The following is a 13,419-nucleotide window of genomic DNA, read 5'->3' on the forward strand; positions in this document are numbered from 1 at the left end:
TTTATCCTATGAACCCGGCCGCGCGTCGCAGCCGGTCGTTGATCGCCTCGCCCAGACCTTCGTCCGGTATGGGCGCGACGGCGATGCCGACGGGGCTGGTGCGGTCGGCGGCGCGCAGGAACGCGAACAGCTTAGCCGCCGCTTCCACCAGATCGCCCGAGGGGCTGAGGTTGAACACCCCCTCCCCGGCTGGCCACGGCCCGAACGCCAGGAACGCTTCGCCCGCCTCTGGCGCGGCGGCCTCGATCCGTACGGGCGCGTCGGGGGCGTAGTGCAGGGCCAGGCGGCCAGGCGAGCGCTTGGCGTCATCGTCGGCCTGCGCCAACGGACCGACCACGGCCTCCAGCTGGGCGCGGGTCACCGCGCCGGGGCGCAGCAGGCGGACGGGACCGTCGAGCACGGCGACGACGGTGCTTTCCAGGCCCACCTCGCAGGGGCCGCCGTCCAGGGCGGCGGCGGTCTTGCTACCGGTCTCGGCGAAGGCGTCGTCGAAGGTGGTGGGGCTGGGCCGGCCCGAGCGGTTGGCAGAGGGGGCGACCACCGGTCCGCCGAACGCTTCCAGTACGGCGCGCGACAGCGGATGGCCCGGCACCCGGATCGCCACGGTGTCGAGTCCGGCCCGCGCCAGGTCGCAGACGGCGGCGGTGTCGCGGATGGGCGCGACGATGGTCAGCGGACCGGGCCAGAAGGCCCGCGCCAAGGCCTGGGCGCGGTCGTCGAAAGCGGCGATGCGGGCGGCCGTCGCCGCGTCGTGGACGTGGGCGATCAGCGGGTTGAAGCGCGGACGACCCTTGGCCTCGAAGATCGCGGCCACGGCGGCCGGATTGGCGGCGTCGGCGCCCAGGCCGTAGACCGTCTCGGTGGGCAGCAGCACGAGCCCCCCGTCACGGAGCGCTTGCGCGGCAGCCTCTATTTCTTCTTGGCCGTGATGGCGAAGCTGACCTTCACCTTGCCGCCGATCTGATCCGTAGACGCCCATTCACCCTGTCCAACCCCGAACACGGTCCGGTCCAGGGTGGTTACACCCCGAGCCGTGGCCGTGTCGCCGTCGATCTTCAGGCTGAAGGGCAGGCTGACGGGCTTCTTGACCCCGCGCAGCTCCAGCGTCCCCTCGGCGACGAACTTGCCCTCGCCGGTCTTGCGGAACTTGCTGGCGGTGAAGGTGGCCTTGGGATGGGTCGCGGCGGCGAAGAAGTCGTCGCTGGGCAGGCTGGCGTCGCGCTGGTCGTCGCCGGTGGCGGCCGAGCTCATGTCGATGCTGACGGTCAGCTTGGAGCGGTCCAGCGCCTCGGGCGAGAACAGGATGTCGGCGGTCCAGCGCTTGAACTGGCCTTCGATGGCGTCACCGGCCCAGGTGGCCGAGAAGCCGAGGGTCGAGCTCTTGGCGACGGTCCAGGCGACGGGGTCTTTCAGCGCGCTGTCCGGCTCGGCCGGCGCGGCGGCTTCGGCGGGCGCGGTCGGAGCGGCGGGCGCGGCGCTCGGCGCGGGCGCGGCGACCTCCGCCGGAGCCTCGGCGGGCTTGGGCGCGGCATGCTTGACCACCGGCTTGTAGAGATAGCCCGCCGCGACCACCGCGATCAGACCGGCGGCGGCCAGCCAGGCGCGCGGCTCCCGCCAGCCCGGCTTGGCGCCCGGGGCCATGTGGTTCAGCACCTCGTCGCGATCGAGGATCTGGTGCTTGGCCACCGCGCCCAGGTGCAGGGCCAGCAGCAGGTAGGTGGTCTTGACCAGCAGGCCGTGGCCGACCTCGCCCGCCTGGTGCCAGGCGTGCTTGGGACCGGCGGCCAGTTCGGGCAGGCCCGGAATGTGCGGCCAGGGAATGGCGCCGTACAGGATGGTCGGCAGGCCCAGCTTGCTGGTCGAGACGATGATCCAGCCGGTGACCGGCAGGCCGATCATGATCACGTAGAACGCCACGTGCACGATCTTGGAGGCGATGGTCTCCCAGCGCGGCTGGCCGACCGGATGGGGCGGCGGCTTGTGGGTCAGCCGCCAGGCCAGGCGCGCCAGGCTGAGCAGCAGGATCGTGATGCCGATCGACTTGTGCAGCTGGAAGATGGCGTAGGTGGCCGGACCCTTGGGCTCGTCGCCCATCCGCCAGCCCAGGATGATCTGGAAGAGGATGGCGGCGGCGATCAGCCAGTGAATGACGATCGCCACCGTCGTGTAGGATTTCGGACGGCCCGCCGCCGAGGCGGTCTCGATGGATGTCTCGGCGGTCATGGTCGTCCTCGTCTCAACTTAGGTCCCGGTTCGAATCCGAGAACTTACTTCTTCGGATTGAACTCGGCTTCGATCTCCAGGTCGACCACGTCGCCGACCAGGCCTTGCAGGTGGGTGAAGCCGAAGTCCGAACGCTTGATCTGGCCGGAGGCCGAGAAGCCCATGATCTGCGAGCCGAACGGGGTCTTGGCGTAGCCGTTGTACTTGACGTCCAGGGTGACCGGCTTGGTCACGCCGCGGAAGGTCAGGTCGCCCGTCAGCTTGCCCGGCTCGACCTTGGTCGAGACGAAGGTGATCTTGGGATACTGGCCGGCGTTGAAGAACTTCGGATCCGTGCCGATTTCCTTGTTGAAGTCCGGCAGGCCGGTGTCGACGGCGGCGGCGTCGATGGTGATCGACACCTTGGTGTTCAGCGGCTTGGCCGGGTCGTAGGTGTAGGACCCGTCGATGGCCTCGCGCGTGAAGCGGAAGGTGTAGTGCGAGGTCCCGAAGTGGGTGACCTTCATCTCAAGGCTGGCGTGGCGCTTGTCGATGACCCAGTTGCCGGCCGGGGCCTGGGCCGGATCGGTGGCGGTGGCCTGGGCGAAGGCGACGGCGGGAATGGCCGCCGGAGCGAGCAGGAGGGCGCCGGCCAGAAGGGCTGAGGCGAAACGGCGGTTCATAGGGGCAGTCTCCAAACTGTAATAGCAGTAGTTGCTGAACCCCCAACTTAGGAAGCTTGGCCCGAGGAAGAAGGGACCGCGCTTCACGAAGCCGTGATCACCACGGCTTTGCACCACGCGCCCCAACATCTAAACGAAGTTCACTTGAGCTTTCCGCCAGATCGGACCCGTCCCATGACCTATCGCGCGCCCGTCCGCGACCTCGCCTTCGCCCTGAAGCACGTGGCCGGCTTCGACCGCCTGGCCGCCGCCTTCCCGGAGGCCGACGCCGACACCGTGGAGGCCGTGCTGCAGGCCGCGGGCGTGTTCGCCAGCGAAGTATTGGCCCCGCTCAACCGGGCCGGCGACCTGGTCGGCGCCAAGCTGGAGAACGGCGTGGTGCGCAGCGCCCCCGGCTTCGCCGACGCCTATCGCCAGTTCGCGCAGGACGGCTGGACCAGCCTGGCTGCCGCGCCCGAGCATGGCGGCCAGGGCCTGCCCAAGACCCTGGAAGTGGCGGTGCTGGAAATGGTCCAGGCCGCCAACATGGCGTTCGGCCTGTGCCCGATGCTGAGCCTGGGCGCCATCGAGGCCCTGACCCATCACGGCTCCGAGCGCCAGAAGGCGCTGTACCTGCCCAAGCTGGTGTCGGGCGAATGGACCGGCACGATGAACCTGACCGAGCCCCAGGCCGGCTCGGACCTGGGCGCCCTGACGACGATGGCCACGCCGGACGGGAACGGCGGCTACACGATCTCGGGCCAGAAGATCTTCATCACCTGGGGCGATCACGACGCCGCCGACAACATCCTGCACCTGGTGCTGGCCCGCACGCCCGACACCCCTCCCGGCGTGAAGGGCATCTCGTTGTTCCTGGCTCCCAAGGTGATGGTGGCCGACGACGGCGCCCTGGGCGTGGCTAACGACCTGCGGGTCGGCGGGCTGGAGCACAAGCTGGGCATCCACGGCTCGCCCACCTGCGTGATGCTGTACGAGGGCGCCAAGGCCGAGCTGGTCGGCCAGCTGGGCTCGGGCCTGGCCCACATGTTCACGATGATGAACGCCGCGCGCCTGCAGGTCGGCGCCCAGGGCACCGCCATCGCCGAGCGCGCCTACCAGCAGGCGCTGGACTTCTCGCTGGAGCGCACCCAGGGCCGCTCGGCCTGGACCGGTGCCTACCCCTCGCGCCTCTACGACCACCCCGACATCCGCAAGACCCTGGTGCTGATGAAGGCCAAGATCGAGGCGGCGCGCGGGATCTGCCTGTCGACCGCCGTGGCCGCCGACCTGTCGACCCACGCCGCCACCGAGGACGAGCGCGGCACCGCCAAGCTGCGCGAGGAGCTGCTGACCCCGATCGCCAAGGCCTGGTCCACCGACGTCGGCGTCGAGGTGGCCTCGCAGGGCGTGCAGATTCACGGCGGCATGGGCTTCATCGAGGAGACCGGCGCGGCCCAGCACTATCGCGACGCCCGCATCGCCCCGATCTACGAGGGCGCCAACGGCATCCAGGCCATCGACCTGATCGGCCGCAAGCTGGGTCTGTCGGAAGGCCAGGCGATCGCCGACCTGATGGACGACATGCGCGACACCCAGGAGGCCCTGGAAGCAGCCGGAGGCGACCTGGGCGGCGTGGCGCTGCGGTTCAAGGCGGCGCTGGACGCGGTGGGTTCGGCCACCGCCTGGCTGATCGAGCGCCGGGCCCGGGCCATGCCGGACGCCCTGTCGGGCGCCACGGCCTATCTGAAACTGCTGGGCGACACGGTCGGCGGCTGGATGCTGGCCAAGGGCGCCCTGGCCGAGCCGGAGGGCCTGCGGCTGGCGCTGGCGCGGGTGTATGGCGAGAACGTGCTGGCCACCGTGCCCGGGCAGGTGGCGGCGGTTACCGGTGGGTCAGCCGACTTGGAAGTCTTCACGCCGGAGATGCTTGGCGCGCACTGACTTGCCCCCACCTGACCGCTTCGCGGTCTGTCCGCCCCCGTAGGGGGCGGAGGCTTCAACGAGCGGCTCTTCCCCCTCTGGGGGAAGACGACCGCGAAGCGGTCCGTAGGGGGCAAGTGTTTACCGATGAAGCGGCCGGGGACACACGCATGCGTGTGTCCCCGATCGTAAATCCCTACAACTGACCCAGCATGTAGTCCGCCGACGAGACCTTGAATTCCCCGCCCTCTTCGACGTTCAACGTCTGCACGACGCCGTCCTTGGCGATCAGCGAGTAGCGCTGCGAGCGCAGGCCCATGCCGAACTTGGAGCCGTCGAACTCCAGGCCGATGGCGCGGGTGAAGTCGCCGTTGCCGTCGGCCAGCAGGACCACCTCGTCGGTGATGCCTTGGTCGGCGCCCCAGGCCTTCATCACGAACAGGTCGTTGACCGACACGCAGGCGATGACATCCACGCCCTTGGCCTTGAAGTCGGCGGCGTGATCCTTGAAGCCGGGCAGGTGCTTGGCCGAGCAGGTCGGGGTGAAGGCGCCGGGGACGGCGAACAGGGCGACGGTCTTGCCCTTGAACAGGTCGTCGGTCGTGACCGGGGCCGGGCCCTCGGCCGTGCTGGTCATGAAAGTCGCCGAAGGAAGCGTGTCGCCAACCTTGATCGCCATGTGCGGTGTCCTGTGCGTTGCCCGAGAAACGGAAAGTGAGCTTTGAAAGCGCGCAACGGAGATAAAGCCGCCCGACCCGATCGCCAAGGGAAGGTTGGACTTGAAACCGTCGCGTTCCGACCCGATCCTCTGATCATGGACTCAGCGCGCACGGATCATGGAGCTTTCCTCGCCGGACAGATGCTGGTGGCCATGCCCGGCATCGAGGATCCGCGTTTCGAGCGCGCCGTGCTGTACGTCTGCGCCCACGACGCCGAGCAGGCCATGGGCTTGGCCGTCAATCGCCCGGTCGAGGGCCTGACCCTGTTCGAACTGCTCAACAATCTGGGCGTCGCGCCCGAGATCGAGGCCGGCGGCGACCTGGTGATGCTGGGCGGTCCGGTCGAGCGCGAGCGCGGCTTCGTGCTGCACACCGACGACTACACCTCGCCCGACTCCACCGTGCCGGTGGCCGACGGCCTGGCTCTGACCGTCACCCGCGACGCCCTGGACGCCCTGGGCAGCAAGGTCCGCCGCCCTCGCCACGCCATCCTGGCCCTGGGCTATTCCGGCTGGGGCCCCGGCCAGTTGGAGCAGGAACTGCGCGACAATGTCTGGCTGATCTGCGACGCCGACGAAGCCCTGCTCTTCGGCGACGACTACGACAACAAATGGACCATGGCCTTGGCCAAGATCGGGATCACCGCCGATCATCTGTCGTCTCAAGCCGGGAGAGCTTGAATAAACGATCCAGCAAACCCGAGGCCGAAACCTCGGGTTTTCCCCGATAATACTGAACGCCTGAAGCGGATATAGTCCGCCAAGGTCACGCTGTTGCTTTTCCAAGCCGTCACTGGGGGTCCCGGCTCGTTCGCGCATGCGAGACGTGTGGGTTCAGGACAGTGGGCATGGCTTACCTGCGTCTCTCACCAGTCTCGAACGACAACTGGGCGACCCGGGACGCGCGCAACCCGCCGCCGGAGACTTGGGGCCAGCGCCGCTACGGGGCGATGCCGCCCCCTCGGCGCAGCGGCGCCGGCCATCTGCTGGCGGGCCTGATCGCCATCCCCCTGGGCGTCTGGGGCCTGTGGCTGCTGCTGGGAACCGAGACGCCCGAGCCCGTGGCCCGCCCCCTGGTGTTCCAGGTGCCGCCGCCCGACACCGTCGTCACCACGGCCGGTCCGCGCGGGCTGAGGATCGTGCTGACCCAAAACGCCGCCCCCGTCAGCCATCCCGAGACCTGGGGCGCGCTGCCCACGGCGGTCAGCGCCCCGGTGGTCGCCTCGCCCTTGGCCGACGCCGCGCCGCCGGAAGACGCCACGGCCTGTCGCGACGCCTCGACCCTGGCGGCGCAGATGACCTGCATCGATCCTGGCCTGCGCGAGGCCGAGCAGCGCATGACGGCAGCCTATGAGGCGGTGCTGGCGGCGGGGGTCTCCCCGGCCGTCCTGGGCCGCTCCCAGGCGCGCTGGCTGGCCACGCGGGACGAGATGGCCCAGTCCTCGCCGGAGGACCTGCTGACGGCCTATCAGCAGCGGGAAAGCCAGCTTCGCAGCTTCGCGGCGGCGTTGGAGCTACGGGCGGGGTCGGTGGGCCAAAATCCTCCCCCCGTGGGGGAGGCGATCGCGAAGCGATCGGTGGGGGGATATGGCTGAGCGGGCGGATCATTCCCCCCTCCGTCGGCTGCGCCGACACCTCCCCCACGGGGGGAGGATCTAGAGACTACCCCCGCGCCTTCACCGGTGCGGCGCCGTCGACATAGGCCTCGTTCAGATAGACCTCGGCCTCCTGCGGCGACAGGGCTGGCGCGTAGCCGAAGCCCTGGCCGTAGTCGCAGCCCAGAGATTGCAGGGCGCGGGCCATCTCGGCGTTCTCGACGCCCTCGGCGACGACTTCCAGATCCAGGTCCTGGCCCAGCTTGACCACCGAGCGGACGATCTTGGCCGAGCCGGCGTTGCTGCCCATGGTCCGCACGAAGTAGCGGTCGATCTTCAGCGTGTCGAACGGCAGGCGCGTCAGGTACGACAGCGACGAGAAGCCGGTGCCGAAGTCGTCCAGCGCCAGGCCGGCGCCGGCGTCGCGCAGGGTCTTGAGGATCACCGCGGCCCGTTCGGGATCGCGCATGATGTCGCTTTCGGTGACTTCCAGCTTCAGGGCGCCGCGCGGCAGGTCGTGCTCCTTGAGCACCTGGCGCACGTCGTGGACCAGGCCGGGGCGATCGATCTCGCCGGTCGACAAGTTGACGCTGACGGTCAGGGCGCCGACGGCCGGGTGCGAGCGGCGCCAGGCCGCCAGCTGGCGAGCCGAGGTGCGCATCATGTGCTCGCCCAGCTCGCTCATCAGGCCCATCTCCTCCACCAGCGGGAGGAACTCGTCGGGCGGCAGCATGCCGCGACGCGGATGGATCCAGCGGGCCAGGGCTTCGAAGCCCGACAGGGCGCCGGTCGACAGGCGCACGACAGGCTGGAAGTAAGGGGTGATCTCGCCGCGACCGATGGCGCCGCGCAGATCGGCCTCCAGGGCCAGGCGCGACAGGCCGTCGGTCTCCATCGAACGACCATAGGCGGCGGCGCTGCCACGGCCGTTGGCGGCGGCGGCCTCGACGGCCAGTTCGGCGCGGCGCAGCAGCTCGGCCGCCTCGGGCGCGTCCTCGCCGCCCTCGGCCGAGACCGCGCCGATCGACAGGGTCGGGTGGATGTCGAAGCCGGCCACCCGCAGGGGCTGCTCCAGGGCGTTGCGCAGCAGCTCGGCGGGCTCGAAGCCGGCCGGGTCGCACAGCACCGCGAACTCGTCCTCGCCGATCCGGCCCAGCAGCGAGTCCGACGGGAAGGCGGCGGCCAGGCGCGAGCCCAGGGCGGCCAGCACCAGGTCGGCGCGCTCGTGGCCCAGGGCCTCGTTCAGGCGGCGCAGGCGGTCGACGTCGGCGACCACCAGCTCGTGCATGCCGGACTTGGCCAGACGCTCGCGGGCCTGGGCGATGAAGCTCTTGCGGTCCAGCAGGCCGGTCAGGGTGTCGCGTTCGGAGGCGGCGAACTTGACCTCGGGGGCGATGACGCCGGCGGCGCGCACCCCGTCTTCCAGCCAAGTCCCGCGCCAGATGCAGATCTCGCCGTTGCGCATGCGCAGGCGGGCGACGATCTCGCTGCCCGGCTCCCGCACCTTGAGGATGTCTTCGGCCTGGGCGCGGTCCTGCGGCAGGGTCAGGGCGCGGAAGGCGGCGGAGGAGCAATCCGGGGCCAGCGGACCCAGGCCCAACGCCCGCGCCGCGCCGTTGACGCGCAGACGGTCGATCTCGGGTTCCCAGAGCCAAAGCGCGACTTCGGCGGCGCCCAAGGCCTCGAGCGTGGCCGTGGCGTCCCATACGCGTCGCTGACTAATCTTGAACGACATGCCCTGATCCCGCGCCCGAAGGCACAACGTCCGGGCGAACGCGCTAACTTGGCGCGACCATCCCGAACAGACGATGATCTCGCCACTCGCCGTTAATTTTCAGATAAGCGGGCGCATATCCCTCTTCCGCGAAGCCGGATTTCAGCAAAACGGCGGCTGAAGGCTCGTTTTCCGGCATGCAGGCGGCCTCCAGCCGATGCAGCGCCAATTCGCCGAACGCGAAGTCGATCGCCGCCCGAACCCCGTCCTGCATATAGCCTTGGCGCGCATGGGGCTGACCGATCCAGTAGCCCATCACCCCGCTCTGGGCGACGCCGCGACGGATGTGGAACAGTCGCACCCCGCCGATCAGCGTCGCATCGTCGCGGCGGAACATGAAGAACGGGAAAGCCTCGCCGGTCTCCAGCTCGCGCGCGTAGGCGTTGAGCCGGGCGCGGAAGGCCGGACGGGTCAGGTCGTCCTCGGGCCAGCTGGGCTCCCACGGCTGGAGGAACGCCGCCGAGCGGGCGCGCAGCTCGGCCCAGGGCTTGTAGTCGTGCAGCCGGGGCAAGCGCAGGAACACCTTCTGGCCTTCGAGGCGGGGTCCCTGGTCAGTCTGGAAAAGGCGGAGAAAGGCGGTCAAGCGGGGGTTCTCGTTGAGGGGCGCACCTTCGAGCGTCAACGCGCCGGAGGCAAGAGGGTCGCGCCTCACCTTCGCCCTCAAGCGAACCCAGCTTGTCGCGGCGCGGCAAAAGCGTAGGACACAGCGTTCATCACTCGCGGCGCGGATTCGACGCCCAGCGACGTCGGCCCGCCGACGTCGCGACCCACTACAAATGATATTCGGCGGAAGAGACGGCTGACCCACCTCGACAACACTCCCCAGGACGGCCCCCAACGGCCGCGTTGGCGCGATTGGCGGCTGGCCGTCGCCGGTCTCGTGATCATCATCCTGCTGGCCTGCGTGGTCATGCTCGGCGTGAAGGCCTCGCACCGCTCGCAGGCCTCGACGGCCGGCCAGTTGGTCGCCGCCGCCGCGCCGCCGCTGGTCCTGCCGCTCGAGCCCGAGACCTGGCGCGGCCAGATCGACTATCGCGGCCTGGACGCCCGCATCAGGACGATGATGGCCGACAAGACCATGGAGGGTCTGGCGATCGCCGTGGTCGAGAACGGCCGCCTGTCGTTCGTCCAGGGCTACGGCCGCACCCAGCCGGACGGCGAGAAGGTCGACGCTGACACCCTCTTCCGCTGGGCGTCGCTGTCCAAGACCGTGGCCGGCACGCTCAGCGCCCGCCTGGCGCGGGACGGGGCGTTCTCGCTGAACGATCCGCTGGGCAAGTTCGACACCAGCCTGCGCCTGCCCGGCGACGCCCAGAACACCCTGACGGTCGAGCAACTGCTGTCCCAGCGCACGGGCCTGCCGCGCAACGCCTATGACGGCTGGCTGGAGGGCGGACGCGATCCCAAGGAGATCCGGGCCAGCCTGGCGGCCGTGCCGCCGCAGTGCCCGCCCGGCACCTGCCACAGCTACCAGAACATCGCCTACGACACGATCCGCGAGGTCGTGCAGACCACCACCCACCAGTCCTACGCCGAGGTGGCCCGCCACCGCCTGTTCCTGCCCCTGGGCATGACCAGCACGACCATCGGCATCGACGGCCTGCGCGGCGCCAAGCACTGGGCGCGGCCCACCCGCGGCGGCCGCACCATCCCCCTGGTCGAGGCCTATTACCGGATCCCGGCGGCGGCCGGCGTCAACTCCAACATCGTCGACCTGGCGCGGTGGATGCAGGCGCAGATGGGCCAGGCGCCCGCCGTGCTGCCCGCCGAGGTGCTGGGCGACATCCAGCGCCCGCGCGTCAACACCGGCCGGCCCTACGGCAATTCGCCCCTGGGCCGCTCGCTGGAACACCCCGGCTATGGCCTGGGCATGCGCAGCTTCACCTACAAGGGCCACCGGCTGATCGGCCACAGCGGCGCGGTGGACGGCTATCGCTCGACCATGATGTTCGACCCCGCCACCAAGACCGGCGTGGTGATGCTGTGGAACAGCGAAGGCAGCCTGCCCTTCAAGCTCCAGGCCGAGATCTTCGACAGCAATTACCACCTGCCGTTCACCGACTGGCTGCAGCTGAAGGGCGACGGGGCCACGACGATCGCGCCCTGATCGGCCGAGGAACGAGCCGGCGGCCTATTTCATCCTGACATAGGCATACTGCCCCGAACCGGCCCATTCCCGGGTCCAGTGCGGGGCGACGGCCATGATGTTGGCCGCCGTCGGATAGGCCGCGAACTGCAGGCCGCTGGTCGTGCCTTCCTTGCCGAGGTCGAACGCCACCACCCCATCCGGCCCGGCCCTCCACTTGCCCACCCAAACGGGCTTGTCGGTGATCTTCTCCACATAGGTGACCTTGCCGCCGATGATGAAGTTGAGCACCGCCCTGTTGCGCTTCTGCTCGATCCACAGGCCCAGGACGTCGCGCTCGGCCTTCAGCTGGGCCGGGGTCTTGGCGATCTTCAGGTTCGGGCGGACCGCCGCCGCCATGCCCGGCGCCGGGCGGATGACCGGCCGCAACGGCTTGGCGGGCAGGAAGGTCGGCGGCGCGTCGGGCGTGGTGGTCGGGGTGACGCCGGACGGCGGAGGCGGCGGCTCGGTGGCGGGGGTCTCGGCCACGGGCTGCGTCGCCGTGGGCGGCGTCGCCGGCGCCGTGACGACCGCGGGCGCGGGCGGCGGTGCGGGGGTTTCGGTCTTCGGCGGCGGCGCGGCCGCCTCCTTCTTGTGGCAGCCGGCCATAGCCAGCGCGACGAGGCTCACCGTGATCCAGCGTCCAGTCATGTCATCGCTCCCGGAGGCCCGGCGTCCCTCCGTGAGCGATATTCAAATCCCAGCGTCGTAAGATCACAAGCAAAGATTGCATCTAGGCTCTATGCGATAATTTCGCGAGCACGATCAGCCTCGCTAGAGGACTTCCCCCTGCCTTTAGGCCAGCTTGGCGTTGCCGCGTATCCGGGCGCCGCGCTTGGTGACCTCCAGGCTGATCGCGTCGCGCACGATTTCGCACATCAGCCATCCAAGGCAGTCATGCCGCTCCATTCCCGCTTCAAAATCGGCTTCGACATGAAGCTGTAGCCGTTTCGGGTCTGGGCCATAGTTTCGGACAATGGCGTTCTCGCCGTAGAAGCGGCGCACCGTCTCCTTGATGTGGGCCGCCTCCGCCAAACTTGGCGACGCCGGAGAAACCGGAGGAGATGCGGGGCGGGCGACAGGCATGGCGAAGGCTAGATCAACCCGCGTCCGAGTGTCGATAGGTCCTAGCCCAGCGCCTTCTCGAACACCTCGCCCGCCTTCAGCGCCGCCTTGGCGCCGAGGATGGCGCTGGCGGTCTTGGCGGGGCCCAGGATGGCTCGGCCCAGGCGTTGCAGGTCATCGACGCTGACCGCGTCCACCGCCTGGGCCAGCTCGGCCGGCGTGTAGAGGCGGTCGAACATCAGGGCCTGGCCGGCGGCCTGCTCGGCGCGCGACAGGGGCTGTTCGCGGGCCATGAACATGTGGGCCTTCAGCTGGGCCTTGGCGCGGGCCAGCTCGGCGTCCTCGATCCGGGCGGCCAGGGCCAGGATCTGCTCGGCGCAGACCTTGGCGGTCTCGGCCGCGTCGCCGGCCGCGCAGCCGGCATAGACGCCCAGTGCGCCGGCGTCGCTGTAGGTGTCGGCATAGGCGTCGATGTTGTAGGCCAGACCGCGCTTCTCGCGGGCCTCCTGGAACAGGCGCGACGACATGCCCCCGCCCAGGGCCTCGGCGAAGATCCGCAGGGCGAAATAGTCGTCCTCGCGGGCGCTGACGGCCGGCAGCATGAACACCAGGTGCGCCTGCTCCAGCTTGCGGGCCTGGCTCTTGCGGCCGCCGACGAAGCCGGCGGGATCCGAAGCCAAGGCACCGTTCGCGGCGGGCATCGACCCGAACTCGCGGCGGGCCAGGTCCAGCACCTCGTCCAGCTCGACCGCGCCCGAGCAGCTGACGATCAGCCGGTCGGCGGCGTAGAGTTGGCCGCGCCAGTGCGACAGGCCCTCGACGGTGGCCGAGTTGACGCTGTCGACCGTGCCCAGGATCGGCCGGGCCAGCGGGTGGTCGCCCCAGGCGGCGGCCTGGACCAGGTCGAACACGTAGTCGTCGGGCGCGTCGGCGGCCTCGGCGATCTCCTGGGCCACGACCTGCTTCTCGCGGGTCAGGTCGGCCTCGTCGAGGGTGGGACGCAGGACCAGGTCGGACAGCACGCCCATGCCCAGGTCGAGACCGCCCTTCAGGGCGCGGACCTGGAAGCTGGTGCGCTCATAGCCGGTGGCGGCGTTGATCTGCCCGCCCTCGGCCTCGATCACCTCGACGATGTCGCGCGAGCTGCGAGCGCCCGCGCCCTTGAACACCATGTGCTCCAGCAGGTGCGACCAGCCCGACCGCGCGGGGTCCTCGTAGGCCGCGCCGCGCCCGGCGACGACGGAGAGCGCGATGGTCTCCAGGCCCGGCATTGGGTCATGGACGACGCGGACGCCGTTTTCGAGGGTGTGGAGGGTGGTGGAGATTGTCATCTGCCCACGCACATAGCGGGGCGGGGG

13 protein-coding genes are annotated in these 13,419 nt (G+C 69.8%); 4 read left to right on the top strand and 9 right to left on the bottom strand.

Annotated features, from left to right (window positions below; genetic code table 11):
- Position 1: 1 nt before the first annotated feature.
- The 3 genes from G3M62_RS21880 to G3M62_RS21890 are packed head-to-tail and all read right to left on the bottom strand — an operon-like array spanning position 2 to position 2,885.
- The gene (locus G3M62_RS21880) at positions 2-979 is read right to left on the bottom strand and encodes an L-threonylcarbamoyladenylate synthase (RefSeq protein ID WP_165190657.1); all 978 of its coding nucleotides are present in this window, start codon (positions 977-979) and stop codon (positions 2-4) included.
- Positions 910-2,223, bottom strand: a complete 1,314-nt coding sequence (locus G3M62_RS21885) for a YceI family protein (protein WP_165190658.1) — start codon at positions 2,221-2,223, stop codon at positions 910-912. Before G3M62_RS21885 ends, G3M62_RS21880 begins: the two co-directional genes overlap by 70 nt.
- Positions 2,224-2,267: 44 nt before the next feature.
- Positions 2,268-2,885, bottom strand: a complete 618-nt coding sequence (locus tag G3M62_RS21890) for a YceI family protein (RefSeq protein WP_246263379.1) — start codon at positions 2,883-2,885, stop codon at positions 2,268-2,270.
- Positions 2,886-3,059: 174 nt separating this feature from the next.
- Here G3M62_RS21890 and G3M62_RS21895 point away from each other — a divergent pair, with 174 nt between their 5' ends.
- On the top strand, positions 3,060-4,805 hold the full coding sequence (locus G3M62_RS21895) for an acyl-CoA dehydrogenase (RefSeq protein ID WP_165190660.1): 1,746 nt from the start codon (positions 3,060-3,062) through the stop codon (positions 4,803-4,805).
- A 175-nt stretch (positions 4,806-4,980) separates the two neighbouring features.
- Here G3M62_RS21895 and G3M62_RS21900 read toward each other — a convergent pair whose 3' ends face one another.
- The gene (locus G3M62_RS21900; RefSeq protein ID WP_165190661.1) at positions 4,981-5,463 is read right to left on the bottom strand and encodes a peroxiredoxin; all 483 of its coding nucleotides are present in this window, start codon (positions 5,461-5,463) and stop codon (positions 4,981-4,983) included.
- Positions 5,464-5,598: 135 nt separating this feature from the next.
- Here G3M62_RS21900 and G3M62_RS21905 point away from each other — a divergent pair, with 135 nt between their 5' ends.
- The gene (locus G3M62_RS21905) at positions 5,599-6,183 is read left to right on the top strand and encodes a YqgE/AlgH family protein (RefSeq protein ID WP_165190662.1); all 585 of its coding nucleotides are present in this window, start codon (positions 5,599-5,601) and stop codon (positions 6,181-6,183) included.
- A 167-nt stretch (positions 6,184-6,350) separates the two neighbouring features.
- The gene (locus G3M62_RS21910; protein ID WP_165190663.1) at positions 6,351-7,097 is read left to right on the top strand and encodes a lysozyme inhibitor LprI family protein; all 747 of its coding nucleotides are present in this window, start codon (positions 6,351-6,353) and stop codon (positions 7,095-7,097) included.
- 67 nt (positions 7,098-7,164) lie between these two features.
- On the opposite strand, the gene G3M62_RS21915 is transcribed toward G3M62_RS21910, so the two are convergent.
- On the bottom strand, positions 7,165-8,832 hold the full coding sequence (locus G3M62_RS21915; RefSeq protein WP_165190664.1) for a putative bifunctional diguanylate cyclase/phosphodiesterase: 1,668 nt from the start codon (positions 8,830-8,832) through the stop codon (positions 7,165-7,167).
- A 43-nt stretch (positions 8,833-8,875) separates the two neighbouring features.
- Positions 8,876-9,454: a GNAT family N-acetyltransferase gene (locus tag G3M62_RS21920; RefSeq protein ID WP_165190665.1), complete on the bottom strand. Its 579-nt coding sequence runs from the start codon at positions 9,452-9,454 to the stop codon at positions 8,876-8,878.
- A 297-nt stretch (positions 9,455-9,751) separates the two neighbouring features.
- Between G3M62_RS21920 and G3M62_RS21925 the strand changes: the two genes are divergently transcribed.
- Complete coding sequence (locus G3M62_RS21925) at positions 9,752-10,978, top strand: serine hydrolase domain-containing protein (protein ID WP_246263380.1); 1,227 nt, start codon at positions 9,752-9,754, stop codon at positions 10,976-10,978.
- A gap of 24 nt (positions 10,979-11,002) precedes the next feature.
- On the opposite strand, the gene G3M62_RS21930 is transcribed toward G3M62_RS21925, so the two are convergent.
- The 3 genes from G3M62_RS21930 to G3M62_RS21940 form a co-directional block, all read right to left on the bottom strand.
- Positions 11,003-11,647, bottom strand: coding sequence for a hypothetical protein (locus G3M62_RS21930; protein WP_165190666.1), 645 nt, complete (start codon positions 11,645-11,647; stop codon positions 11,003-11,005).
- A 144-nt stretch (positions 11,648-11,791) separates the two neighbouring features.
- Positions 11,792-12,082, bottom strand: coding sequence for a hypothetical protein (locus G3M62_RS21935; protein ID WP_165190667.1), 291 nt, complete (start codon positions 12,080-12,082; stop codon positions 11,792-11,794).
- 41 nt (positions 12,083-12,123) lie between these two features.
- The gene (locus G3M62_RS21940; protein ID WP_425483799.1) at positions 12,124-13,392 is read right to left on the bottom strand and encodes a M16 family metallopeptidase; all 1,269 of its coding nucleotides are present in this window, start codon (positions 13,390-13,392) and stop codon (positions 12,124-12,126) included.
- Positions 13,393-13,419: the final 27 nt, after the last annotated feature.

This window comes from Caulobacter soli, from assembly GCF_011045195.1.
GTDB lineage: Bacteria > Pseudomonadota > Alphaproteobacteria > Caulobacterales > Caulobacteraceae > Caulobacter > Caulobacter soli.

What these genes read in the sequence shown, in the direction of transcription:
- G3M62_RS21885 (WP_165190658.1), bottom strand. Translation starts at nt 2,223, where the DNA reads ATGACCGCCGAGACATCCATCGAGACCGCCTCGGCGGCGGGCCGTCCG.
- G3M62_RS21880 (WP_165190657.1), bottom strand. Translation starts at nt 979, where the DNA reads ATGGGCGTCTACGGATCAGATCGGCGGCAAGGTGAAGGTCAGCTTCGC.
- G3M62_RS21910 (WP_165190663.1), top strand. Translation starts at nt 6,351, where the DNA reads ATGGCTTACCTGCGTCTCTCACCAGTCTCGAACGACAACTGGGCGACC.
- G3M62_RS21915 (WP_165190664.1), bottom strand. Translation starts at nt 8,832, where the DNA reads ATGTCGTTCAAGATTAGTCAGCGACGCGTATGGGACGCCACGGCCACG.
- G3M62_RS21895 (WP_165190660.1), top strand. Translation starts at nt 3,060, where the DNA reads ATGACCTATCGCGCGCCCGTCCGCGACCTCGCCTTCGCCCTGAAGCAC.
- G3M62_RS21900 (WP_165190661.1), bottom strand. Translation starts at nt 5,463, where the DNA reads ATGGCGATCAAGGTTGGCGACACGCTTCCTTCGGCGACTTTCATGACC.
- G3M62_RS21930 (WP_165190666.1), bottom strand. Translation starts at nt 11,647, where the DNA reads ATGACTGGACGCTGGATCACGGTGAGCCTCGTCGCGCTGGCTATGGCC.
- G3M62_RS21890 (WP_246263379.1), bottom strand. Translation starts at nt 2,885, where the DNA reads ATGAACCGCCGTTTCGCCTCAGCCCTTCTGGCCGGCGCCCTCCTGCTC.
- G3M62_RS21935 (WP_165190667.1), bottom strand. Translation starts at nt 12,082, where the DNA reads ATGCCTGTCGCCCGCCCCGCATCTCCTCCGGTTTCTCCGGCGTCGCCA.
- G3M62_RS21905 (WP_165190662.1), top strand. Translation starts at nt 5,599, where the DNA reads ATGGACTCAGCGCGCACGGATCATGGAGCTTTCCTCGCCGGACAGATG.
- G3M62_RS21940 (WP_425483799.1), bottom strand. Translation starts at nt 13,392, where the DNA reads ATGACAATCTCCACCACCCTCCACACCCTCGAAAACGGCGTCCGCGTC.